Raw genomic sequence first — 24,421 nt, forward strand, 5'->3', positions numbered from 1 at the left:
GGCCCGATCTGACATATCAGATGGCGGGCGATGAATCCGTAGCCCTGGGTCGCGCGACTGGACTAAATAGACGTTTTGAGTCTATTTGGGATGGTCGCGCGCAGTTTGGATTTTGTCAAGACTACTGACGCCGCAATGCAGGACAGAGACGAAAGTTCCAGCTCTCTCCCCGTCGACGATGCCAGCGCTCGCGTTGACCAGATCGCCGATGCGGCGCTGCGTCTGTTCGCCCGCTATGGCTACAAGCGCAGCTCGATGGACGACATCGCCAAGGAGGCGGGGCTCGCCAAGGCGACGCTCTACCTGCACTTCAAGGGCAAGGACGATGTCTTCCGGGCGATGCTGGACTTGCTCGGGCGCCGCGTCGAGGCACGTTGCCGTGAGGTCGTCGCGACGAAGGGGCCGTTTCCGGAACGGCTCGCCGCCCTGCTCCAGGCTCATCACGGGCAAGCCTATGCGAGCTTCGGCACCGGCGAACATCTGGTCGAGCTGAAGGCTGTGATGTACGCCATCGCGACGCGCGAGTTGCAGGCGTTCGAGCAGATCTTCGCCAGGCTCGCCGCGCAGCTTCTTCACGAAGCCGAGAGCCAGGGCGAGATCGTCTTTTCCCGCGCGTCCGTCACCACCGGGGACTGGATCGCCGGGCTGATGTTCGCCGCGGCTGGCGCAAAGACGGGCGAGCCGCCGAGCTGCGAGGTCTATGCGCAGCGGCTCGCCGGCATCGCCCGCATCTTCGCGGCGTCGGTCGCCGCCGGCTGACGCGCGGTGGACAACCCCGCCGCTCGCAGCAGCATGGCCGTGCGACCCCGAGCATCGGAATCAATCGGTTAACCATTCATTGACAGAGTGATTCGTCACGCAGGCGCGGCTTCGGCCGCGCAGAATTTGTCGATGGGATACCCGTCATGGTCTCGCGCGCGGAACCTTCTCTCAGCGGCCGCTGGTGGTGGTCGATCGACCGCCTGATCCTCACCGCGCTCGTCGCCCTGATGGTATCGGGCGTCGTGCTACTGATGGCCGGCGGGCCGCCGGTCGCCGAGCGGCTCGGGCTCTCGACCTTCCATTTCGTCAATCGCCAGGCCGCCTATCTCGCCGGCGCGATGGTGATCTTCCTCGGCGTCTCGCTGATGACGCCCCGGCAGGTGCGGCGCGTGGCGCTGATTCTCTACATCGTTTCGCTCGCCATGGTGGTGGCGACGCTCTATTTCGGCGTCGAGGTGAAGGGCGCCAAGCGCTGGCTGACGCTCGGGCCGCTGGGCTCGGTGCAGCCGTCCGAGTTCCTGAAGCCGGCCTTCGTCGTGCTCGCCGCTTGGGCCTTCGCCGAGGGCACGCGCCGGCCGGACTTGCCGGGCACGATCCTGGCGCTTCTGCTGCTGCCGGTGACGATCGTGCCGCTGGTGCTGCAGCCCGACTTCGGCCAGACCATGCTGGTCAGCCTCGTCTGGTGCGGCCTGTTCTTCGTCGCCGGCCTGCACTGGTTCTGGGTGATCGGGCTCGGCGGCGTCGGCGCCGTCGGCATCCTCGTCGCCTATGAACTGGTGCCGCACGTGCGCGCCCGCATCGAGCGCTTCATGGACAAGGGCTCAGGCGACACCTTCCAGGTCGATACGGCGCTGGAGAGCTTTGCGCAGGGCGGCTGGCTCGGGAAGGGACCGGGCGAGGGCACCGTGAAGCGCATCCTGCCGGACGCGCATACCGACTTCATCTTCGCGGTCACCGCCGAGGAGTTCGGCGTGCTCGTCTGCATGCTGCTGGTCATGCTCTTCGCGGTGATCGTGCTGCGCTCGCTCTTCGTGGCGCAGAAGGCGGAGGATCCGTTCATTCGCCTGGCGGTGACCGGGCTCGCGCTGCTCTTCGGCATCCAGGCGGCGATCAACATGATGGTCAACCTGCACATGATGCCGGCCAAGGGCATGACGCTGCCCTTCATCTCCTATGGTGGCTCCTCGCTGCTCTCGCTTGCGGTCGGTACCGGCTTCCTGCTGGCGCTGACGCGGCGGCGGCCGCGATCGGTCGATTTCGGTTCACACAGGCGTTAGGGTCTGGATCCATGATGGACGCTATTCTGACGCAGGGCATTTTGATTGGCGGGCAGGAGCGTGGCCGCCGCAAGCCGCCTGGCTTGCAAGGCCGCGCGATGCACCGGCCGAACAAAGGGCCCGCGCCCCGGAGGGGGCGGGCGAAAACGGCTGACAGCTGCGTCGGTCCCTTGCCCGATGCCTGGGGCATCGGGCGGCGGGCGCCTCCTTGCTCTCGGCCGTTTTGGCCCGATCAGAACAGCGCCCATCATGGATCCAGACCCTAAACCATGGCCACGGGCAAGCTCATCATGCTGGCTGCCGGCGGGACCGGCGGCCATCTCTTCCCCGCGGAGGCGCTGAGCCACGCGCTGCACGCCAAGGGCATGCGCGTCGTGCTGATGACCGATACGCGCGCCGCCGAATATGCCGGCAATTTCCCGGCCGAAGCGGTCCATGCCGTGCCGGCGGCGACGCCGTCGGGCCGCTCGCCGCTGCAGAAGGCGATGGCGCTGTTCCACATCGCCAAGGGGACTTTCGCGGCGCGACGGATCATCAGGCAGGTCAGGCCGGATGTCGTCGTCGGCTTCGGCGGCTACCCGACCGTGCCGCCGGTGCTCGGCGCCTCCCTTGCCGGCGTGCCGACGCTGATCCATGAGCAGAACGCCGTGATCGGCCGCGCCAATCGTTTCCTCGCCGGCCGCGCCGATGTGATCGCCACCGGTTTCGCCAAGGTCGGCGGCCTGACGCTGGCGCAGCAGGCGAAATGCCGCCATGTCGGCAACCCGGTGCGCCCGGCAGTGATCGAGGCCGCAGCCCGCGACTACGACTGGCCGGGCGAGGGCAAGATCAGGCTGCTCGTCTTCGGCGGCAGCCAGGGCGCCCGCATCATGGCCGACATCATGCCGCCGGCGATCCAGCTCCTGACCGATGCCGAACGGGCACGGCTGGCGGTTGTCCAGCAGGCACGTGCCGAGGACGAGGAGCGCGTGCGCGGCATCTATGACAAGCTCGGCATCAAGGCGACGATCGCGCCCTTCTTCAAGGATCTGCCGGCGCAGATGGCGGCGGCGCATCTCGTCGTCGCGCGCTCCGGCGCCTCGACCGTCGCGGAGCTCACCGTGATCGGCCGGCCCGCCATCCTGGTGCCGCTGCCGGGCTCGCTCGATCAGGACCAGGCGGCCAACGCCGCCTTCCTCGAAGGAGCAGGTGGTGCGATCCGCATTCTCCAGCCGGAATTCACGCCGCGGCGCCTCGCCAGCGAGTTGTCGCAGCTCATTGCGCAGCCAGCGCACTTGACGAGCATGGCCGCAAACGCGAAGAGCGCCGGCATCCCCGACGCTGCCGACCGCCTGGCCGATCTCGTGATCGCCACGGCCCATTCTTCGAACTGACAGGACCCACCGATCATGAAGCTGCCGCCGAAGCTCGGCTCCATCCATTTCGTCGGAATCGGCGGCATTGGCATGTCCGGCATCGCCGAGGTGCTGCACAATCTCGGCTACAAGGTGCAGGGCTCGGATGCGTCTGACGGCGCAAACGTCAAGCGCCTCGCCGAGAAGGGCATCACCACCTTCGTCGGCCACAAGGCCGAGAATCTCGGCGAGGCCGAGGTCGTGGTGATCTCGACCGCGATCAAGCGCGACAACCCCGAGCTGCTCGCCGCCCGTGAGAAGCGCCTGCCGGTCGTGCGCCGGGCCGAGATGCTGGCCGAGCTGATGCGGCTCAAGACCTGCGTCGCCGTCGCCGGTACCCATGGCAAGACGACCACGACCTCGCTCGTCGCGACGCTGCTGGAGAAGGGCGCGCTCGACCCGACCGTGATCAATGGCGGCATCATCAACGCCTACGGCACCAATGCCCGCATGGGCGAGAGCGACTGGATGGTGGTCGAGGCAGACGAGTCGGACGGCACCTTCCTGAAGCTGCCGGCGGACGTCGCGATCGTTACCAATATCGACCCCGAGCATCTCGACCATTTCGGCACCTTCGACGCGATCAAGGCGGCCTTCCGTTCCTTCGTCGAGAACCTGCCCTTCTACGGCTTCGCGGTGATGTGCATCGACCATCCGACGGTGCAGGGCCTTGTCGGCCAGATCACCGACCGGCGCGTCATCACCTATGGCGAGAACCCGCAGGCCGATTTCCGCCTGCTCGACATCGATCTCTCGGGCGGGCAGGCGCGCTTCACCCTGCTGATCCGCGACCGCAAGAACGGACGGGACGAGGTAATCCGCGATCTCGTCATGCCGATGCCGGGCCATCACAACGCGCTGAACGCCACCGCCGCCATCGCGGTCGCCTATGATCTCGGCATCCCCGTCGAGCGCATCCGCGAGGCGCTGGCCGGCTTCGGCGGCGTGAAGCGCCGCTTCACCAAGACGGGCGAGTGGAACGGCGCGCTGATCTTCGATGATTACGGCCACCATCCCGTCGAGATCGCCGCCGTGCTCAAGGCGGCGCGCGCCTCGACCAAGGGCAAGGTCGTCGCCGTGGTGCAGCCGCATCGTTACACCCGGCTCTCCAGCCTGTTCGATGACTTTGCCGCCTGCTTCAACGATGCCGACACGGTGATCGTGGCCGACACCTATGCGGCCGGTGAGGCGCCGATCCCAGGCGCCGACCGAGACTCGCTGGTCGCCGGCATCAAGGCGCGCGGCCATCGCCATGCGCTGGCGCTTGAGGGGCCGGACAAGCTCGCCGGCATGGTGGCGGAGCTCGCGGGGCCGGGCGACTACGTCGTCTGCCTCGGCGCCGGCAACATCACGCAATGGGCCTATGCGCTGCCGGGAGAGCTCAAGGCGCTGAACGGGTGAGGTTGGGTTCGCCGCAATTGCGCCGTCATGCTCGGGCCTGACCCGGGCATCTCGTGAAAGAGATTCTCGGGTCTCCGCTGTGCTTCGCCCGAGAATGACGACCTGTTCCGTCCCAGATCATCATGCTCTAAAGCGACGCCATGGCATTCCAAGACCTCTCCTCCGACATCCGCGCTTCGGCCCCCGACCTGCGGGGGCGGCTCCTCGCCAATCAGGACCTCTCGGGGCTGACGTGGTTCCGCGTCGGCGGTGCCGCGCAGATCCTGTTCACGCCGGCCGATGACGAGGATCTCGCCTATCTGCTCTCGAAGCTGCCGGAGGAGATCCCGGTCACCGTGGTCGGTCTCGGCTCGAACCTGATCGTGCGCGACGGCGGCATTCCCGGCGTCGTGATCCGGCTCGGCGGCAAGGCTTTCGGCGAGATCACGCTGGAGAGCGGCGATCGGCTGCGGGCCGGCACGGCCGTGCCGGACGTCAAGGTCGCGCGTGCGGCGGCCGATGCCTCGCTCGAAGGGCTCGCCTTCTATCGCGGCATTCCCGGCTCGATAGGTGGAGCACTGCGCATGAATGCCGGTGCCCATGGCGGCGAGACCACCGATGTGCTGGTCGAGGCGCGTGGCGTCACCCGCAGGGGCGAGATCGTCACGCTCTCCCATGCCGAGATGGGCTTCACCTATCGCAACAGCGCGGCGTCGACCCGCGACATCATCTTCACCTCCGCCCTGTTCCAGGGGCGGCCGGGCGATCAGGCGGTGATCCAGGCCGAGATGGACCGGGTGACGCAGGCGCGCGAGGCGGCTCAGCCGATCAAGGAACGCACGGGCGGCTCGACCTTCAAGAACCCGGAAGGTGGCAAGGCCTGGAAGCTGATCGATGCCGCCGGCTGCCGCGGCCTGCGCGTCGGCGGGGCCCAGGTCTCGGAGATGCACTGCAACTTCCTGATCAACACCGGCGGCGCGACGGCCGCCGATGTCGAGGGGCTCGGCGAGGAGGTTCGCCGCCGGGTCAAGGATAATTCCGGCTTCGAGCTCCAGTGGGAGATCAAGCGGCTCGGGGTTGCGGCGTAGCCGAGGCCGTTGCGGCCGTCGCGGCGCGGCGGGAGAGCCGCATGCCGGCGATCGTCGAACTCAGGATGATCGCGATGCCGAAGAACTGGACTCCGCCGAGCCATTGCCCGAGCAGGACGGCGCCGAGGATGGTCGCGACCGTCGGGCTGAGCAGGCCGAGGAAGGCGACGCTGGCGCCGAGCGTGGTGATACCCCTGATCCAGAGCCAGTAGGTGAGGGCGGTGCCGATCAGGACGAGGTAGCTCAGTCCGAGCCCGTTCAGCGCGGTCGGCCTCGGCGGCAGGCCTTCGACCAGCAGCGCGACCGGCAGTAGGATCAGCCCGCCGAGCGTCAGCTGCCAGGCCGCCAGCGCCAGGGGGGAGCCCATCTTGCCCCAGCGCTCGATCAGCACGGTTCCGGTCGCCATCGAGGCGGCGCTGGCGAGGCCGGCGATGATGCCGATGGCATCGGGCTTCGCATGCGGATCGAGCACCAGCAGGGCGACGCCGACGAGACCGGCCAGCGCGGCGAGGATCTGCCCGCGGCGCGGACGCCGGCCGAGCAGCGGCCATGCCAATAGGCCGACGATCAGCGGCTGGGTCGAGCCGACCGTGGCAGCAAGCCCGCCCGGCAGGCGCGCGGCGCTGACGAAGAGCAGCGCGAAGAACAGGCCGATATTGGCGAGACCGAGCGCCGCGAGCGGCAGGAGCTTGTCGCGCGGCGGCAGGCCGGGGCCGAGCGCCATCAGCAGGAGACCGGCGGGAAGAGCCCGGAGCGCGCCGACCAGCAGCGGATGATCCACCGGCAGCGTCTGGGTGAAGATGATGTAGGTGGAGCCCCAGATGCAGGGCACGAGGATCGTGGTCAGCAGGGTTCTGTTCAGCGGCATGGCGGTTTCCGATGCGCGTGGAGCTTGGCTCGCGAAAGCGCGGCTGCTAGGTTGGTTTGATGCAAGATAATTTGATATTAAATTATCTGACGTGAAGTTATCTGGCAAGGAGCGGAGATGAGTCAGGATCGGCCCGGCGTTCAGGGCGGTGCGATGGATTCGATCCTGGCGCAGTGGCGGCGGGAGCGGCCCGATCTCGACACGAGCGTCATGGCGGTCTGCGGCGATCTCTGGCGGGCGGCCGACCGCGTGCGGGACGGGGTTTCGGCCAACCTCGCGGCCGATGAGCTCGATTTGGCCGGTTTCGACGTGCTGCTGACGCTGCGGCGCCAGGGCGAGGGGCGGGCGCTTTCGCCGTCTGAACTCGCGCAGGACATGATGATCTCGACTTCGGCGATGACGAACCGCCTTGATCGCCTGCAGAAGCGCGGGCTGATCGAGCGGCAGGCCGACCCGGAGGATCGCCGGGCGCTGCGTATCGTGCTGACTGCGACGGGCTTCGCGCTGGCGGACCGAATCGTCGTCTCGCATGTCGCGACCGAGGAGCGGCTGGTGAGCGCTCTCTCCCCGGATGAGCGTGCACAGTTGCGACAGTTGCTCGCGAAAATCGGTTGATTCCGAACTCGTTAACGAGCGCAGGCTTATGGTTAACGGGCTGTTAACCATCTCGGGCTGAGGTACGGCCATCGCGTCGAACGAGGCCGGCATGAGCAAACACGTCGTAGTGCTGATGGGGGGATGGTCCGTTGAACGGGAGGTCAGCCTCAACAGCGGTGCGGCTTGCGCGCGGGCTCTCGAAGGGCAGGGCTTCCGCGTCACCCGCCTCGACGTGCAGCGCGACATTGCCGAGGTGCTGGCGAAGCTGAAGCCGGATGTCGCGTTCAATGCGCTGCATGGGCGCTTCGGCGAAGACGGCACGATCCAGGGCGTGCTGGAGATCCTGCGCATTCCCTACACCCATTCGGGCGTGCTCGCTTCCGCGCTCGCCATCCGCAAGGACCGGGCGAAGACGGTGGTGAAGGCGGCGGGCGTGCCGGTCGCTGATGGCGTCAACGTCTCCCGCTTCGCCGCGGCGAAAAGCCATGTCCTGCCGCCCCCCTACGTGCTCAAGCCGATCGACGAGGGCTCCTCCGTCGGCGTCGTGATCGTGAAGAAGGGCAGGGAGCATCCGCCGCAGGAAATCGCCCGGCCGGACTGGCCTTGCGGCGAGATGATGCTGGCCGAAACCTTCATTGCCGGGCGCGAGCTGACCTGCGCCGTGATGGGCGAGCGGGTGCTGGGCGTGACCGAGATCAAGGCCGCGACCGGCGAGTTCTACGATTACGATGCGAAGTACGCGAAAGGCGGGTCGATCCACATCTGCCCGGCTCAAATTTTACCGAAAATTTACCAGCAGATCGAAGAGTGGGCGTTAACGGCGCATCAAGCAATCGGATGCCGGGGCGTCAGCCGATCTGACTTCCGCTACGACGACGAGACCGACACGCTCGTCTGGTTGGAGGTCAATACGCAGCCCGGGATGACCGAAACCAGCCTGGTGCCCGAACTGGCTGCCCATGCGGGTCTGAATTTCGGTGAGCTCGTCAAATGGATGGTGGCAGACGCCTCCCTCGATCGGTGAAAGCGATGACGGCGAAACCCGTTTCAGCGCAGCGACGTAGCCCGGCCACGGTGCCGGCTGCGCGCCTGCCGGTCCGGCATGCCGGGCCGCAACTGCTCGTCGGCGAGCGGCAGGGGCGCTGGATGCGCCGCACGCGCCGCAGCGCCATCGCCGTGCCGCTGTCGCAGCGCCTGCCGCGCAGCCTCGGCACCTGGCTCGCCCTCGGCTTCCTGACGCTCAGCCTCGGCACCGGCTTCGTCATGGGCGGCCACTGGCAGAACCTCCAGGACAATTACGGCGAGCCGCGCCACATGTTTGCGCGCGTGCTCGGCTTCGGCATCGACCGCGTCACCATCTCCGGCCTGTCGGGGCTCTCGGAGCAGGAGGTTCTCGTCGCAGCCGGCATCGATTCGAAGACCTCGCTGGTGTTCTTCGACGCCGACGAGGCGCGCAAGCAGCTCGAGGCGACGCCGCTGATTCGCGAGGCGACGGTGCGCAAGCTCTATCCGGGCGAGGTCTCGATCGCGCTGACCGAGCGCGATCCCTATGCGCTCTGGCAGGTCAAAGGGGAGCTTTTCGTGATCGCGGCCGACGGCACGGTGATCGACAAGATGGATGATGGCCGCTTCGCCTATCTGCCGCTGGTCGTCGGCAAGGACGCCAACAACCGCGCCGGCGAATATCTGGCGCTGCGCAACCAGGCTGGCCCCTTCGCCCAGCATATCCGCGCGGCGACGCTGATCTCCGGGCGCCGCTGGAACCTGAAGCTCGACAACGGCATGGATGTGCGCCTGCCCGAGACCAAGCCGGAAGCGGCGCTGAAGCGCCTCGTCTCGCTGGAAAGCGACTTCCGCGTCCTCGACAAGGACGTGCTCGCCATCGATCTGCGCCAGCCGGACCGGGTGGTGATGCGCCTCTCCGAGGAGGCGGCCGCCGCGCGCGCCGACCAACTGAAGAGCAAGGCCAAGAAGAAGGGAGGCGAGGCGTGAACCACGTCACCTCCCAGGGTCTCACCCCCCGCATGCGTCCGCTGTCGTCGCGCAAGAGCGCGACCTTGTCGATTCTCGACATCGGCACGAGCAAGGTCGTCTGCCTGATCGCCGAGCTCAACCCGGCCGAGGCCAATGAGCGGCTGCGCGGACGCACCCATGTCGCCCGCATCATCGGCATCGGCCATCAGCGCTCGCTCGGCCTGAAGGGCGGGGCGATCATCGATCTCGAAAGCGCCGAGCGCGCCATTCGCGCCGCGGTCGACGCGGCCGAGCGCATGGCCAAGGTCGAGGTGCAGTCGGTCATCGTCAACCTGACCGGCGGGCGCATCGGTTCGCAGCATTATGCGGCGAGCGTCGATCTGCGCTCCGGCTCGGTCGGCGACAGCGACGTCAAGCGCGTGCTCGCCACCGCCGCGACCCATGCGATCCGCCCCGGCAAGGCCGTGCTCCACGCCCTGCCGACGGGCTATGCGCTGGATGGCGTGCCGGGTGTGCTCGATCCGCGCGGGCTGATCGGCGGCAAGCTCTCGGTCGACATGCATGTCGTCGCCAGCGAGGCCGCGGCGGCACGCAACGTCATGCTGGCAGTCGAGCGCTGCCATCTCGAGGTCGAGGCCGTGGTGGCGACGCCCTACGCCTCCGGCCTCTCCGTCCTGGTCGACGACGAGGCCGAGATGGGTGTGGTCGTGGTCGATCTCGGCGGCGGCACCACCAGCCTCGGCGTCTTCTCGGGCGGCCATCTCGTCCATGCCGACGCGATCGCGGTCGGCGGCAACCACATCACCATGGACGTGGCGCGCGGCCTTTCCACCCGCGTCTCGGCGGCGGAGCGGCTGAAGACGCTGCACGGCTCCTGCATTTCCAGCGCTTCCGACGAGCGCGACATGATCGCAGTGCCGCAGGTGGATGACGACGAGCGCGACATGCCGAACCATCTCGCCAAGTCGCATCTCGTGCGGATCATCAAGCCGCGCGTGGAAGAGATTCTCGAACTGGTGCGCGACCGGCTGACCAATGCCGGCTTCTCGGCCCAGGCCGGGCGGCGCGTCGTCCTCACCGGCGGCGCCTGCCAGCTCACCGGCCTGCCGGAAGTGGCGCGCCGCATCCTCGGCGGGCAGGTCCGTACGGGCCGTCCCCTCGGGATCAAGGGTCTGCCGGAAGCGGGCAAGGGCCCGGCCTTCTCGGCGGCGGTCGGCCTGCTGGTCTACCCGCAGGTCGCCCATGTCGAGCACTTCGAGCCGCGTACTGCCGGTGCGCGCTACTTCGCGACCGGGACGGATGGCTACTTCTCGCGTGTCGGGCGGTGGCTGAAGGACAGTTTCTAGTGAGTTCGGCTCGTTCGAAAGGGCGGGCCACGGCGTCAAACGTAGCAATCGGGACGGCTCCCGCCAGGCGCCGGACACAGGATCAAAAGAGGCAACCATGGCGATGAATCTGCAAGCCCCGGACATCCGGGAACTGAAGCCCCGAATCACGGTCTTCGGCGTCGGCGGAGCCGGCGGCAATGCGGTCAACAACATGATCGAGGCGGGCCTGGATGGCGTCGACTTCGTCTGCGCCAACACCGATGCCCAGGCTCTGGCGCTCTCGCGCGCCCCGCGCATCATCCAGATGGGCCTGCAGGTCACCGAAGGCCTCGGCGCCGGCTCGCAGCCGGAAGTCGGGCGCGCGGCGGCCGAGGAGGTCATCGACGAGATCCGTGACCATCTGGCGGGCGCGCACATGGTCTTCATTACGGCCGGCATGGGCGGCGGCACCGGCACGGGCGCCGCTCCGGCCATCGCCCGCGTTGCCCGCGACATGGGCATCCTGACCGTCGGTGTCGTCACCAAGCCGTTCCAGTTCGAGGGCCAGCGCCGCATGCGCATGGCGGAAGCCGGCATCGGCGAGCTGAACGAGGCGGTCGACACCCTGATCGTCATCCCGAACCAGAACCTGTTCCGCGTCGCCAACGAGACCACCGGCTTCGCCGACGCCTTCGGCATGGCCGACCAGGTGCTCTATTCGGGCGTCGCCTGCATCACCGACCTGATGGTCCGTCCCGGCCTGATCAACCTCGACTTCGCCGACGTGCGCGCCGTGATGCGCGGCATGGGCAAGGCGATGATGGGCACCGGCGAATCGCAGGGCGAGAAGCGCGCGCTGACCGCCGCCCAGGCCGCGATCAACAACCCGCTGCTCGACGATGTCTCGATGAAGGGCGCGCGCGGCCTGCTGATCTCGATTACCGGCGGGCGCGACATGAAGCTCTATGAGGTCGACGAGGCCGCCACCCGCATCCGCGAGGAGGTCGATTCCGAGGCCAACATCATCGTCGGCGCCACCTTCGACGAATCGCTCGAGGGCACGGTCCGCGTCTCGGTCGTCGCCACCGGCATCGACAAGCCGATCTCCCAGCATGGCGAGGTCGACGAGACCGAAGCCCGCATCGCCCAGGTCGCCGAGCGCCTGAAGCAGGAAGCCCGTCTGCGCTCGACCGCCGCCGCTCCCCGTCCGGTCGCCCATGCGGCTCCGGCCCCGGTGATCGAGACTGCGCGCGTCGCCCCGATGGCGGAGCCGGCCCCGGTCGCCCCGATCGCGCAGGACATCCGGATCGAGCCGGTGCAGCCCCGCCCGGTGATGGTCGCCGCTCCGGCCCCGGAGCCGGTCCACCATGCCGAGCCGAGCCTGCATCTCGACGACAGCTTCATCCCGCCGATGCCGGAGCGCGCCGTTCGCCCGACCCGCATGCCGCGCGTCGAGGATCTGCCGGCTCCCGGCCAAGCTCAGCTCAACGCCCAGCGCGGTGCCCAGCCTGCGCCGCTGCCGCCGAATGCCGTCGAGCAGAAGCGGATGTCGCTGATGCAACGACTCGCTTCGGTCGGCTTCGGCCGCAAGGACGAGGAATATGCCGAGCCGGCTCCGGCTCCGGCGCCCGTCCGCCACGCCCCGCAGGCTCCGATGCCGCAGGCGGCTGCGCCGAGCGCTGCGCATGCCGAATACATGCGCCGTCCGGCTCCGCAGCCGGCCTCGCGCCCGGCCCAGGGCCAGCTCGACCCGCATGGCCGAGTCGCCCCGACTCGCAGCAGTGAGGAAGATCACCTGGAGATTCCCGCTTTCCTGCGTCGCCAGGCGAACTGAGCTCCAGCCGTTCTTTACGGTTCTGTAACAAATCCCGCCGCGGCCTTCCGCGGCGGGATTTTCGTTGTTAGAAAATCGTTATCTTTCAGCGTGTTATAAAGACCCGTCCGCGGGCTTTCGGTTGTAACACAGCGAAAGAAAGCGTGATTTTGAGAGGTTGCTCCAAGAGCTTATGTTGCAGCCGCATCAAGAGGATAGCGTGTCGGGTCTGACCTGACGTCAACCTCGGAAGACATCGTCGGCGGCGGCCACTGCCCAAAGCAGGTTCGGTGCGGCCCGGTGATCAGGATTGGATAGCGGAATGAACTTCGATCGGCAGACGACCTTGCGGACAGCCGTGACCCTGACCGGAATCGGCGTGCATTCCGGAGCCCCCGCGAGCATCTGCCTGAAGCCTTCCAGCGCGAATTCCGGTGTCGTCTTCCTGCGGACGGGCATCGAGGGCATGCCGCCCCAGCTCATCCACGCCAAGCACACCAAGGTCAGCGCCACCGAGCTCTGCACCGTGATCGGCGATCGCGGCCCGGCCTCGGTCTCGACGATCGAACATCTGATGTCGGCCTGCGCCGGCCTCGGCCTCGACAATGTCCTGATCGAGATCGACGGCCCCGAGATGCCGATCATGGACGGCAGCGCCACGGCCTTCGTCACTGCGATCCAGGCGACCGGGACGGTCACGCTTACCGCGCCGCGCCGCTATCTCAAGGTTCTCCAGCCCGTGCGGATCGAGAACGGCCGCGCCTTCGCCGAGCTGATGCCGGCCAAGCAGGGCTTCCGCCTCGATGTCGAGATCGATTTCGACAGCGCCGTGATCGGCCGCCAGCGCAAGATCTTCGACCTCGACGCCGAGGCCTATGCCAGCGAGATCTCGAAGGCGCGCACCTTCGGCTTCATGCGTGATGTCGAGCAGCTCTGGAAGGCCGGCTTCGCGCAGGGCGCCTCGCTCGACAACACCGTCGCGATCGGCGAGGACAAGGTCATCAACCCCGAAGGGCTGCGCTACAGCGACGAGTTCGTGCGTCACAAGGTGCTCGATGCGATCGGCGATCTCGCGCTTGCCGGCTATCCGATCATCGGCGAGTTCCGCTCCTATTGCGGCGGCCATCGCATGAACGTCCGCATTCTCGAAGCGCTCTTCGCCGACCGCGCCAATTTCGCGATCATCGAGGCCCAGCCGGTTTTCGCCACGCCGCGCGCCGTGAAGATGGCTGCGGCCTCGCCGGCCGCCTACGCGCCGGATCTGCACTGAAAAGTCGCAGGGCGGCGCTTTTTCGCCTTTCCTTCGCCGGGTTTTTGTCCCAGATGCCGCAGGGCGGCGGAATCGTGCCCTGACCGGCTTTCGGCAGTGGCGCGGTGGAAGCGTCTGAGGTAAGGCATGCTTCCCGCCAACTGGGACGATCGAAAGAGGACGGACGACGTGAGCGTGAAGCGGCATAGCCTTCCGGCAATCCATCGCGGCCAGTATCCGCGCAAGGGCATCGCCCTGGCGCTGGGCGCCGCCATGCTGCTCGGCGGCTGCGATACGCTGTCGTCGCTCAATCCTTTCGACAAGCCGGAGGTCTACAAGCCGGACCTCACGCCGCCCGAGCCCGCCGACAAGCTCTATAACGAGGGCCTCGCGCGCCTGCAGAATGGCGACAGCGAAGGCGCGACCAAGAAGTTCGAGGGTATCGACAAGGCGGCACCGTTCTCGCCCTACGCCCGCAAGGGCCTGTTGATGACGGCCTACACCAATTTCCAGGCCTCGAAGTGGGAAGAGGCGATCACCGCCTCGAAGCGCTTCATCGCCCAGAATCCGGCCAGCCCCGATGCTGCCTATGCGCAGTACATCCTGGCGATGTCCTATTATAACCAGATCCCCGACACGACCCGCGACCAGGAGCGGACGGTTCAGGCGGTCCAGGCCTTCGAGCAGCTCATCGCCCATTATCCGAAGTCGGAATACGTGCTGGACGCCAAGGAGAAGCTCCTGGTGGCGCGCGACCAGCTCGCCGGCAAGGAGATGAACGCCGGGCGCTATTATCTCGAGAAGCGCAACTACACCGGTGCGGTGAACCGCTTCCGCGAGGTGATCATCAAGTACCAGACGACGCGCCATGTCGAGGAGGCGCTGATGCGCCTGACCGAGGCCTATATGGCGATGGGCATCACCAACGAGGCGCAGACCGCCGCGGCGGTGCTCGGCCACAACTTCCCGGACAGCCCCTGGTATAAGGACGCCTACAAGCTGCTGCAGAGCGGCGGCCTTGAGCCGCGCGAGGATCGTGGCTCCTATATCAGCCGCGCCTTCAACGGCTTCCAGAGCACGGTCGGCAGCCTCCTCGGGTTCGGTGGTCGCTGACGAGGCGTGCATGACGGGCCTCGGGCGACCCTGCCGGCTCCGAAAACCGAGCTGAGCGCCGATGCTGGCGCAGCTCTCCATTCGTGACATCGTTCTGATCGATCGCCTCGATCTGGGCTTCCGTGAGGGCTTGAGCGTCCTCACGGGCGAGACGGGTGCCGGCAAGTCGATCCTGCTCGACGGCTTTGCGCTGGCGCTCGGCGGACGTGGCGATGGCTCGCTTGTCCGCCATGGCGAGGCGCAAGGGCAGGTCAGCGCTGTCTTCGACCTGCCGCTCGAACATGCAGCGCGCAAGCTGGCGCAGGCCCAGGAAATCGACACCGACGGCGACCTGATCCTGCGCCGGGTGCAATATGCCGATGGGCGCACGCGCGCCTTCATCAATGACCAGCCGGTTTCGGTGCAGATCCTGCGCATGGTTGGCGCCGCGATCGTCGAGATTCACGGCCAGCATGACGACCGCGCGCTGACCGATCCGGCCCAGCACCGCGCCATCCTCGACGGCTTCGGTGGGCTCGAAAGGCAGGCGGAAGCCGTCGCCGAGGCCAGCGAGACGCTGAAGCGGGCGCGGCAGGCCCTGCAGTCGCAGCGCATGCGGGTCGAGGCCGCGCGCAAGGAGGCGGATTTCCTGCGCCACGCCGTCGAGGAGCTCGGCAAGCTCGCGCCGCAGCCGGGCGAGGAAGATGCGCTCGCCGCCACCCGCCAGTCGATGATGCAGGCGGAGAAGGTGGCGCGCGACCTGATCGATGCCCATGAGGCGGTCGGCGGGCAGGCATCGCCCGTCGCGGCGCTCGCCGCGGTGCTGCGCCGGCTGGAGCGCCGGGCCGGGCAGGCGCCCGAGCTGGTCGATCCTTCGATCGCCGCCCTCAACACGGCCATCGTCGCTCTGGAGGAGGCCGGCGAGACGCTCGAAGCCGCGATGCGCGCCGCCGAATACGATCCACGCGAGCAGGAGCGCATCGAGGAGCGGCTCTTCGCGTTGCGCGCGGCCGGACGCAAATACGACGTGCCGGTCGATGGGCTGGCGGTCCTGGCCGCCACGATGGCGAGCGATCTCGCAGCACTCGACGAGAGCGAATCATCTTTGTCGCGACTGGAAGCCGAGCTGAACGAAGCGGAAGGCGCCTTCGTCGTGCGGGCGCTGGCCCTGTCGCAAGCGCGCAAGGCGGCGGCGGCGCGGCTCGATACCGCCGTGAAGGCCGAACTCCCGCCGCTCAAGCTGGAGCGGGCGCGCTTCATCACGCGGATCGAGAGCGACGAGGCCGCGCGTGGGCCCGAGGGCTTCGACCGGGTCGAGTTCTGGGTCGAAACCAATCCGGGCACGCGGCCGGGGCCGATGATGAAGGTCGCCTCGGGCGGCGAGCTCTCGCGCTTCATGCTGGCGCTCAAGGTCGTGCTGGCCGAGCGCGGCTCGGCGCCGACGCTGGTCTTCGACGAGATCGACACCGGCGTCGGCGGCGCCGTCGCCGATGCGATCGGCGAGCGGCTGGCGCGGCTCGCCGGACGGGTGCAGGTGATCTCGGTCACGCATGCGCCACAGGTCGCGGCCAAGGCCGGGCAGCATTTCCTGATCGCCAAATCGGCGGAGGGCGAGGCTTCGCGCACCGTGACGCGCGTCACGGCGCTGGCCGAGCAGTCGCGGCGCGAGGAGATTGCGCGGATGCTGGCCGGCGCCTCGATCACCGAGGAGGCCCGCGCCGCGGCCGGACGCCTGCTGGGAGCGGCGGGCTTACGGGGGTGAGCTTGGCTCGGTGGAGCTGGGGCGAACTCAGCTAGATCCTGCTGTGTTTTGACGGAACCACCCTCGTCATTCCGGACAAGCCGCGAAGCGGCGCCGATCCGGAATCCATCGGAGGGCTCGGCGCCCTACGATGGATCCCGGGTCAAGCCCGGGATGACGGCGTGTTTCTACATGAAATCAGCAGGATCTTATGCGCTCAGGCCGGGATCAGCTCATAGCCCGAGCCCTTCCTGACGACACGCCGGAAACCCTCGACATGGCCGCCCGAGACGAGCCAGCCTTCGCGCGCGGCTTGCTCCAGGATGGCGCGGCGGGAGGCAAGCGCGCTCGCGGCGTCGAAATCATAGACGAAGCCGATCTCGGGGACCGAAGCCTGCAGATCGGACAGATGCAGCGCATCGCCCCAGAGCAGCAGGCTCTCGTCTTGGCCTTCGATCAGATAGCCACTGTGGCCGAAGGTATGGCCGGGCAGGGGGATGAGCGTGATGCCGGGATGCGCCTCGCCGGTCACGCTGCGGATGCGGCCGGCATAGTGCTTCTTGAGCGTTGCAGCGATGGCGAAGCCGCCCTGCTTCTTCTCCGGCGTCCGCGCGCGATTGGCCTCGTCGCCGAAGTAGCCGAAATCGGCTTCGGGCACGATGATCTCGGCATTGGGAAAGCGGGCGCGGTCGCCATCGAAGAGGCCGAGCGCATGGTCGCCATGGAGATGGGTGATCAGGACCCTCTCCACCTGTTCGGGCGCAATCCCGATAGCCGCCATGGCGGCAGGCGCGTGGCCCATCGCCTCGCCCCAGGACGGGCCGGTGCCGGCATCGACCAAGGTGATGCCGTCGGGGCCCTTCAGTGCGAAGCAATTGACCACGATACTGACCTTCGGCTTGCCCCAGCGCGCGACCGCCTCGTCGCGGGCAGCTTCGCCGCGGGCATGGATCAGCACGTCGAGCGCTGCTTCGAAGACGCCGTCGTGCAGGATCGAAACCTCATAGGCGCCGATGCGACGTGATTTCTGATCCATGGGCGTTCTCCATTCAGGCATCGGGCTTCACCGATCGTGCCGGAAGCTAGCGGCGTCGGCGGGTTGGCGGCAAGGCGCGTTCTGCTTCGCCCGGCCCTGCGCAGCGCGCTGGCGACACTGCATTTCCTTTTGCCGCGCTTTGCTTTATGAGCCGCTCTCATCCGATGGTGCAGCCTGCCCGTCAGTGCCGCTCGAACCCATCGCCCACGCTTCAGCGTCGTTCCGCCGACTACGCCGCAACCCTAGGCCCGTTATCGCATGTCCTTCTCCCTCACGAGCCCGCCGCTCGCGCGCGCGCTCGCCGATCGCAACTATTCCGAACCGACGCCGGTGCAGAGCGCCGTGCTCGAAGACGCCGCGCTTGGGCGCGACCTGCTGGTCTCGTCGCAGACCGGCTCCGGCAAGACCATCGCCTACGGCCTCGCGATCGGCGAGACGCTGCTGGGCGGGGCCGAGCGGCTGGGCGCCGCCGCCGAACCGCTGGCGCTGATCATCGCGCCGACCCGTGAACTCGCCCTGCAGGTGCAACGCGAGCTCGCCTGGCTCTACGCCCAGACCGGGGCGCGGGTGATCTCCTGCGTCGGCGGCATGGACCCGCGCCGCGAAGCGATGCTGCTCGACGAAGGCGCGCATATCGTCGTCGGTACGCCTGGCCGCCTGCGCGACCATATCGAGCGCCGCCGCCTCGACGTCTCGGCGCTGAAGGCGGTCGTCCTCGACGAGGCCGACGAGATGCTGGATCTCGGCTTCCGCGACGATCTCGAATACATCCTGAAGACGACCCCCGAGGGGCGGCGAAGCCTGCTGTTCTCCGCGACCTTCCCGAAAGCCATCGTCCAGCTGGCCCAGAGCTACCAGCGCGACGCGCTGCGCATCGAAGTGGAAGCGGCGCGGCGCGGCCATGCCGACATCGCCTACAAGGCCGTGCGCGTTTACCCCAAGGAGGCGGAGCTTGCGGTCGTCAACCTGCTGCGCTTCCACGATGCGCCGGTGGCGCTCGTCTTCTGCAACACCCGCAACGCCGTGCGCCATCTCGAGGCGATCCTGCTGGAGCGCGGATTCACCTCCGTCGCGCTGTCGGGCGAGCTCGGCCAGAATGAGCGCAATGCCGCGCTGCAGGCGCTGCGCGACGGCCGGGCGCGGGTCTGCGTCGCGACCGATGTCGCGGCGCGCGGCATCGACCTGCCGGGGCTCGACCTCGTCATCCACGCTGAGTTGCCGAACGATTCCGAGGTGATGCAGCACCGTTCGGGCCGGACCGGCCGCGCCGGCAACAAGGGCACGAGCGTGCTGCTGGTGCCGCAGTCGCGCCGGCGCAAGGCCGAGCGGCTCCTGATGGAGGGCCGGGTCGAGGCCGAGTGGATCGGCCCGCCGACGGCGGAGGAGATTCGTGCGCTTGATCAGGAGCGTTTGCTCGCCGATCCGATGCTGAGCGGCGAGGTCGGCGACGACGATGTCGGGATGATTGAGGCGCTGATGGCGGGCCGCGAGGCGCGCGAGATCGCCGCCGCTCTGGTCCGGCTCTATCGCGCGCGTCTGCCTGCAGCGGAGGAGGCCGGCGATCCCGGTTATGGCCGCGACGAGCGCAAGCCCGCTCGCACGACCGAGGATTATGCCGCCAAGCGCCGGCCGTTCGGGGCCGGGCGCGAGGGCGGCGAAGACGACGAGCGGCCGCGCAAGCCGGCGGGCCCGCGCGGGGACACAGTTTGGTTCCGCCTCGATATCGGCCGCAAGCAGGGCGCCGATCCGCGCCAGCTTCTGCCGATGCTCTGCCGCCGTGGCCGGATCACCCGCGACGAGGTCGGTGCCATCCGCATCTTCGATCGCGAGACCAAGGTCGAGATCGACGCCGATGTGGCCGATCGCTTCTACGAGTCGGCGCGCGTGCCGGACCGCGACCGGATCACCATCGAGCCGACGACCGAGGCGGAGCGTCGGCCAGCCAAGTCGTTCTCCGACAAAGCCGAGCGCCCGGCCGCGCCGCGTGCGTTCCGGGATCGGCCCGAGACGGGCGAGGACAGGCCGCAGCGCAAGCGGTTCCCACCCAAAGACGGTGAGCATCGCGAGCCGCGTGGAGAGGATCGGAAGCCCTATCACGCGGAAGGCCGGCCCCAGCGCGATGACGCTCGTCCGCGCCGGGATGATGGCAAGCCTGGTGGCGGTTTCAAGAAGCCGTTTGCTTCGAAGGGGAAGCCCTTCGCCGGCAAGCCGGAGCGGCAGGATGGCGGGCGTCCCGCAGGCGGCAAGCCGTTCGGAAAAGGCAAGCCGCGCCGCGGTTAAGCGTCGTTGCCCAGCCGGTGTCGGTCACTTGCGGACTCTCCCGCCTCAGCGCAGGCCGAGGAAGGAGAGAATGACGAGGACGACGACGACGAGGCCGACGATATAGATGATGTTGTTCATGAAAACCCCCTGGCTGAGGGAGCCGTTCGGCTCGATTTGGCAGGGGGTGAACCCCATGCGGCCCCCAAAGGTTCCCGCATGGGAAAGCAAGGGCCCTCGTCGGGCGTCAGCCCACGAGCTTGCGGTAGAGGTGCCAGGTGGCGTGGCCGAGCACCGGCATGACCACGACCAGCCCGACCAGCACCGGCAGGCAGCCGAGCACCAGAAGCCCGGTCACGATCAGGCCCCAGTACATCATCATGCGCGGATTGGCTTCGACGGCGGCGATCGAGGTGCGGATCGCGGTCGGTGCATCGACATGCCGGTCGATGATCAGCGGGAAGGACACCACCGAGATCGAGAAGGCGACGATCGCGAAGAGCAGCCCAAGTGAGTTGCCGATGACGATCATGATCCAGCCATCGGCCGTGGTGAAGACGGCCCGCAGGAAATCGGCGGTCGAGACATCGGCGGGTAGCCCGAGGATGCCGCGATAGAGGAGCCAGGCGCTGAACAGCCAGGCGAGGAAGAGCCCGGTCAGCATCCCGCCCAGTAGCAGGATCTGTCTGATCGAGGGCGAGCGCAGCACTTCGAGTGCGTGGCTCCAGGAGGAGTCGAGCCCCTTCTCGCGCCGGCGGCTCACCTCATAGAGCCCGATCGCGGCGAAGGGGCCGATCAGTGCGAAGCCGCTGAGCAGCGGGAAGAGCAGGGGGAAGATGTTGTAGCTCACGGTGAGCTGCGCCAGCAGGATGCCGGCGATGGGATAGATCACCGCGATGAAGACCAGATGGCTCGGCTGCGCCATGAAATCTTCCCAGCCGCGCTGCAGCGCCTCGCGCAAATCCATCGTGGTGATGGTCTTGATGCGAGGCTGCGACAGCGTGACGATGTCATGTACGGTGCCGTCGACATTGGCCATGGCGTGCCTCCCGGTTCCGGCCCGGTTCACCACGGCTGTCGACATGTCCCTGGCGTCAACGGCCTGCGGCGTCGAGCTTCCAAATCCCAGCTCGCAAACTATACGCGCGAAAGCCGGATTTGTCGCAAGCCTTCTCGCGGATGTGAGTCGAGTTGCTTTCTCAGGAGGTTGTTGGGCGGTCGGCTGCTGCCCTTCCTCGTCACCGCCATCTCGCCTAATGCTGTGCCATGAGCGACGCCAAAGACACCGCCCTCTCCGAAACGTCGATTGCCGAGCTGACGCCGCGCAAGGCGAAGGCCGAGCACAAGCAGCTCGCCGCGCAGGTGCAGGCGGCGAACGACGCCTATTTCCAGGAAGACCAGCCGATCATGGACGACGCGGCCTATGACGCGAAGCGTCGGCGACTGGTCGCGCTCGAGGAGGCCTTTCCCGAGCTGAAGGAGACCGGCGGCGTCAGCGGCAAGGTCGGCGCCAAGCCTTCCGGCAAGTTCGCCAAGATCCGGCATCGCGTGCCGATGCTATCGCTCGACAACGCCTTCTCGGACGAGGCCGTCGCCGAGTTCGTCGGCCGGGTCTACCGCTTCCTCGGCCGCAAGGAGGAGGACGGCATCGACTTCACCGCCGAGCCCAAGATCGACGGTCTGTCGCTTTCGCTGCGCTACGAGAAGGGCGAGCTGGTCGCGGCGGCGACGCGCGGCGACGGCGAGGAGGGCGAGGACGTCACCGTCAACGCCCGCACCATCTCTGAAATCCCCGCGACGCTGGCCGGGCCGGATGTTCCGGAGATCGCGGAGGTGCGGGGCGAGGTCTATCTCGGCCATGCCGATTTCGCAGGGATCAACGAACGCCAGCGCGAGAAGGGGCTGACCGAATTCGCCAATCCGCGCAACGCCGCGGCCGGCTCGCTGCGCCAGCTCGACGTAGGCGTCACCGCCTCCCGTCCCTTGCGCTTCTTCGCTTATGCCTGGGGTGAGATGCCGGTGCTGCCGGCGCCGACGCAGATGGGCGTGGTCGAGACCTTCAGGCGCTGGGGCTTCCGCACCAACCCGCTGATGCGGCGCTGCGGGAGCGTGGAGGAGCTGATCGCCCAGTATCGGCTGATCGAGAGCCAGCGCGCCACGCTCGGCTACGATATCGATGGCGTGGTCTACAAGGTCGATGATCTCGCGCTGCAGGCGCGGCTCGGCTTCGTCTCGCGGGCGCCGCGCTGGGCGATCGCCCATAAATTCCCGGCCGAGCTGGCGACGACCGTTCTGGAAGCCATCGACATCCAGGTCGGCCGCACGGGTGCGCTCTCGCCGGTGGCGCGGCTGAAGCCGGTGACGGTCGGCGGCGTCGTGGTGACCAATGCGACGCTGCACAACGAGGATTATATCCGCGGCTTCGATTCCAAGGGGCTGCCGATCCGCGACGGCACCGACATCCGCATCGGCGACACGGTGACGGTGAAGCGCGCGGGCGACGTCATCCCGCGCGTCGAGGCGGTCGATCTGTCGAAACGGCCTGCGGATTCGAAGCCCTATGAATTCCCGACGCTCTGCCCGGCCTGCGGCAGCCATGCGACGCGCGAGCTCAATCCGCGCACCGGCAAGGAGGATGCAGTGCGCCGCTGCACCGGCGGCCTGATCTGCCCGGCGCAATCGGTCGAGCGGCTGAAGCATTTCGTCTCGCGCGATGCCATGGACATCGACGGCCTCGGCGACAAGCAGATCGAGTTCTTCCACAGCGATCCCGAGTTGCCCGTGAAGGAGCCGGCGGACATCTTCACGCTGGCCCAGCGCGATGCGGCCAATCTCAAGAAGCTCAAGGACAAGGAGGGCTTCGGTGCCGTCAGCGCGAAGAAGCTGTTCGACGCGATCGAGGATCGGCGCCGGCCGCCGCTCAACCGCTTCATCTTCGGGCTCGGCATCCGCCATATCGGCGAGACGACCGCACGGCTTCTGGCGCGCCACTACGGCTCGTTCGAGGCGCTGCGGGCGGCGGGCATCGCTGCCGCCGACGAGACCTCGCCCGAGCGGCAGGAACTCGATGCCATCGACAGCGTCGGACCGACCGTGGTCGAGGCGCTGATCGAGTTCTTCGGCGAGCCGCATAACGAACAGTTGCTCGACCGGCTGCTGGTCGAGGTTGCGCCCCAGCCGCTGGAGGCGGTGGCCTCGGCCAGCCCCGTCGCCGGCAAGATCGTTGTGTTCACCGGCGCGCTGGAGCGGATGACCCGTGACGAGGCCAAGGCGATGGCCGAGCGGCTTGGTGCCAAGGTCGCGGGCTCGGTCTCGTCGAAGACGGACCTGCTCGTCGCCGGGCCGGGCGCCGGCTCCAAGCTCAAGGATGCCGCCAAGCACGGCGTCGAGGTGATCGACGAGGCCGGCTGGTTCGATCTGGTGGGTGGGTAAACTGGCTCGTCATTCTCGGGCGGAGCAAAGCGCAGACCCGAGAATCTCGTCCCGGATAGGGCGCCTTCTCGTCCTGAGATGGTCGGGTCAAGCCCGACCATGACGCGAGAGTGTCGCCAGCTACTCCGCTGCCGCCACCGATGGTGTGAACATCGCGGCCGGCGGCGCCTCGCCCGCCGCCCGTACCTGGCTCGGAGCCAAACCGGTGATGCGCTTGAAGGCGCGGCTGAACGAGGCCTCGGACTCGTAGCCGAGGCGCTGGGCGACCACTGCGATCCGCAGCTTGTCGCGTGCCAGCCATTGCCGGGCCTGATGCATCCGGACCTGCGCGACATAGCGCGCCGGGGTTTCCCCGACGACCTCGGCGAAACGCTCGGCGAAGCCGGAGCGCGAGGCGCCCATCAGCTCCGCGAGGCTTTCGACCGTCCAGTCGGTCTCGGGATGGGCGTGGATCGCCGCCAGCACACGGCCGATCGTCGGGCAGCGCGCCGCCGCGACCCAACCCTTGGCGGTGCCGCAGCCGAACTCGACCCAACTCCGGATGATCGTGGCGGCGACGACATCGGCGAGGCGGGCGAGAATTCCGCCGGCACCGACCCGGTCCATCGCAACCTCCCGGCCCATCGCCTCAAGCAGATGCGGAAGGCCGGGCTCATTGGCGGTGAAATCATAGATCTGCATCACATCCGGCATCAGCCGCAGCAGCGGGTGGTCGAGATCGACATTGAAGGTCATGCGCCCGGTGAAGAGGAGCATATGCTCACCCGTGCCGCCGCCCTCGACGTCGAAGACATTGCCATAGGCCTCGCGCACCCGACAATTGCAGGGCGGAGACGCGACGACTTCCGGCGAACTCGCCAGCACATGGCCGCCGCCGCGCGGCAGCAGCACGGCGTCGCCGTCGCTGAGCCCCAGCCATTCGCCAGCAGGCGTCTTCAGCCAGCAGCCGCCGCGCGAGATGAAATGGAAGCAGGCCTCGCGGCTCTGCGGGAAAGCGACGCCCCAGGGGGCGGCCATCTGACAGCGGCTGTAGTCGACGCCGTCGAGTCTCAGGCCCCGGAGCATCTCGGTCAGGTGATCGGCGGAAGCGGTCATCGCAAACCTGGACGAATGGTCATGAGATGCGGATTATATAGCATGGAAACTCCATGG

Annotated in this window: 20 protein-coding genes; 15 read left to right on the plus strand and 5 right to left on the minus strand. The window is 67.7% G+C overall.

Translation table 11 applies throughout. From position 1 onward, the window contains the following. The first annotated feature begins 135 nt into the window (after positions 1 to 135). The 5 genes from FQV39_RS28115 to murB all read left to right on the plus strand — a co-directional run bounded on the left by FQV39_RS28115 (position 136) and on the right by murB (position 5,901). On the plus strand, positions 136 to 759 hold the full coding sequence (locus tag FQV39_RS28115; RefSeq protein WP_187640093.1) for a TetR/AcrR family transcriptional regulator: 624 nt from the start codon (positions 136 to 138) through the stop codon (positions 757 to 759). Positions 760 to 905: 146 nt separating this feature from the next. Then, positions 906 to 2,039, plus strand: a complete 1,134-nt coding sequence (locus tag FQV39_RS28120; protein ID WP_149133298.1) for an FtsW/RodA/SpoVE family cell cycle protein — start codon at positions 906 to 908, stop codon at positions 2,037 to 2,039. Positions 2,040 to 2,308: 269 nt separating this feature from the next. Beyond that, the gene (gene murG / locus FQV39_RS28125) at positions 2,309 to 3,412 is read left to right on the plus strand and encodes an undecaprenyldiphospho-muramoylpentapeptide beta-N-acetylglucosaminyltransferase (RefSeq protein ID WP_149133299.1); all 1,104 of its coding nucleotides are present in this window, start codon (positions 2,309 to 2,311) and stop codon (positions 3,410 to 3,412) included. A gap of 15 nt (positions 3,413 to 3,427) precedes the next feature. After that, positions 3,428 to 4,834, plus strand: coding sequence for a UDP-N-acetylmuramate--L-alanine ligase (gene murC / locus FQV39_RS28130; protein ID WP_149133300.1), 1,407 nt, complete (start codon positions 3,428 to 3,430; stop codon positions 4,832 to 4,834). A gap of 140 nt (positions 4,835 to 4,974) precedes the next feature. Continuing rightward, the gene (gene murB / locus FQV39_RS28135) at positions 4,975 to 5,901 is read left to right on the plus strand and encodes a UDP-N-acetylmuramate dehydrogenase (RefSeq protein WP_149133301.1); all 927 of its coding nucleotides are present in this window, start codon (positions 4,975 to 4,977) and stop codon (positions 5,899 to 5,901) included. Here the strand turns inward: murB and FQV39_RS28140 are convergent. Beyond that, positions 5,876 to 6,769, minus strand: a complete 894-nt coding sequence (locus FQV39_RS28140; RefSeq protein ID WP_149133302.1) for an EamA family transporter — start codon at positions 6,767 to 6,769, stop codon at positions 5,876 to 5,878. The genes murB and FQV39_RS28140 overlap by 26 nt on opposite strands. A 117-nt stretch (positions 6,770 to 6,886) precedes the next feature. Between FQV39_RS28140 and FQV39_RS28145 the strand changes: the two genes are divergently transcribed. From FQV39_RS28145 to recN, 8 genes are all read left to right on the plus strand, one after another. Then, positions 6,887 to 7,384, plus strand: a complete 498-nt coding sequence (locus FQV39_RS28145; protein WP_210251151.1) for a MarR family winged helix-turn-helix transcriptional regulator — start codon at positions 6,887 to 6,889, stop codon at positions 7,382 to 7,384. Positions 7,385 to 7,475: 91 nt separating this feature from the next. Then, positions 7,476 to 8,390, plus strand: a complete 915-nt coding sequence (locus tag FQV39_RS28150) for a D-alanine--D-alanine ligase (RefSeq protein ID WP_149133303.1) — start codon at positions 7,476 to 7,478, stop codon at positions 8,388 to 8,390. A 5-nt stretch (positions 8,391 to 8,395) separates the two neighbouring features. Further along, positions 8,396 to 9,358 carry a cell division protein FtsQ/DivIB gene (locus FQV39_RS28155; protein ID WP_248313164.1) on the plus strand — a complete coding sequence of 321 codons (963 nt, stop codon included), beginning with the start codon at positions 8,396 to 8,398 and terminating at the stop codon, positions 9,356 to 9,358. A gap of 32 nt (positions 9,359 to 9,390) precedes the next feature. Beyond that, positions 9,391 to 10,686, plus strand: a complete 1,296-nt coding sequence (ftsA, locus tag FQV39_RS28160) for a cell division protein FtsA (protein ID WP_149134082.1) — start codon at positions 9,391 to 9,393, stop codon at positions 10,684 to 10,686. Between the two features lie 97 nt (positions 10,687 to 10,783). Further along, entirely contained in the window at positions 10,784 to 12,481 is a 1,698-nt protein-coding gene (gene ftsZ / locus FQV39_RS28165; RefSeq protein ID WP_149133305.1) for a cell division protein FtsZ, read from the plus strand. 301 nt (positions 12,482 to 12,782) lie between these two features. After that, entirely contained in the window at positions 12,783 to 13,730 is a 948-nt protein-coding gene (lpxC, locus tag FQV39_RS28170) for a UDP-3-O-acyl-N-acetylglucosamine deacetylase (RefSeq protein ID WP_149133306.1), read from the plus strand. A gap of 168 nt (positions 13,731 to 13,898) precedes the next feature. Further along, complete coding sequence (locus FQV39_RS28175) at positions 13,899 to 14,822, plus strand: outer membrane protein assembly factor BamD (protein ID WP_472840612.1); 924 nt, start codon at positions 13,899 to 13,901, stop codon at positions 14,820 to 14,822. A gap of 61 nt (positions 14,823 to 14,883) precedes the next feature. Continuing rightward, on the plus strand, positions 14,884 to 16,563 hold the full coding sequence (gene recN / locus FQV39_RS28180) for a DNA repair protein RecN (RefSeq protein ID WP_149133308.1): 1,680 nt from the start codon (positions 14,884 to 14,886) through the stop codon (positions 16,561 to 16,563). Positions 16,564 to 16,759: 196 nt separating this feature from the next. Here recN and aidB read toward each other — a convergent pair whose 3' ends face one another. After that, positions 16,760 to 17,578 carry an AidB family quorum-quenching N-acyl homoserine lactonase gene (gene aidB, locus FQV39_RS28185; protein WP_149133309.1) on the minus strand — a complete coding sequence of 273 codons (819 nt, stop codon included), beginning with the start codon at positions 17,576 to 17,578 and terminating at the stop codon, positions 16,760 to 16,762. Between the two features lie 258 nt (positions 17,579 to 17,836). On the opposite strand from aidB, the gene FQV39_RS28190 reads away from it, so the two are divergent. Next, positions 17,837 to 19,858, plus strand: coding sequence for a DEAD/DEAH box helicase (locus FQV39_RS28190; RefSeq protein WP_149133310.1), 2,022 nt, complete (start codon positions 17,837 to 17,839; stop codon positions 19,856 to 19,858). A 45-nt stretch (positions 19,859 to 19,903) separates the two neighbouring features. On the opposite strand, the gene FQV39_RS34160 is transcribed toward FQV39_RS28190, so the two are convergent. Next, on the minus strand, positions 19,904 to 20,035 hold the full coding sequence (locus tag FQV39_RS34160; RefSeq protein ID WP_282570121.1) for a hypothetical protein: 132 nt from the start codon (positions 20,033 to 20,035) through the stop codon (positions 19,904 to 19,906). 49 nt (positions 20,036 to 20,084) lie between these two features. Next, positions 20,085 to 20,876, minus strand: coding sequence for a DUF2189 domain-containing protein (locus FQV39_RS28195; protein WP_149133311.1), 792 nt, complete (start codon positions 20,874 to 20,876; stop codon positions 20,085 to 20,087). Between the two features lie 227 nt (positions 20,877 to 21,103). On the opposite strand from FQV39_RS28195, the gene ligA reads away from it, so the two are divergent. Beyond that, positions 21,104 to 23,269 (plus strand): NAD-dependent DNA ligase LigA, encoded by a 2,166-nt coding sequence (gene ligA, locus FQV39_RS28200; RefSeq protein WP_149133312.1) that lies wholly within the window; start codon positions 21,104 to 21,106, stop codon positions 23,267 to 23,269. 120 nt (positions 23,270 to 23,389) lie between these two features. Here the strand turns inward: ligA and FQV39_RS28205 are convergent, their stop codons facing one another. After that, entirely contained in the window at positions 23,390 to 24,364 is a 975-nt protein-coding gene (locus FQV39_RS28205; RefSeq protein ID WP_149133313.1) for an AraC family transcriptional regulator, read from the minus strand. Positions 24,365 to 24,421: the final 57 nt, after the last annotated feature.

It is taken from the genome of Bosea sp. F3-2 (assembly GCF_008253865.1).
Classification (GTDB): domain Bacteria; phylum Pseudomonadota; class Alphaproteobacteria; order Rhizobiales; family Beijerinckiaceae; genus Allobosea.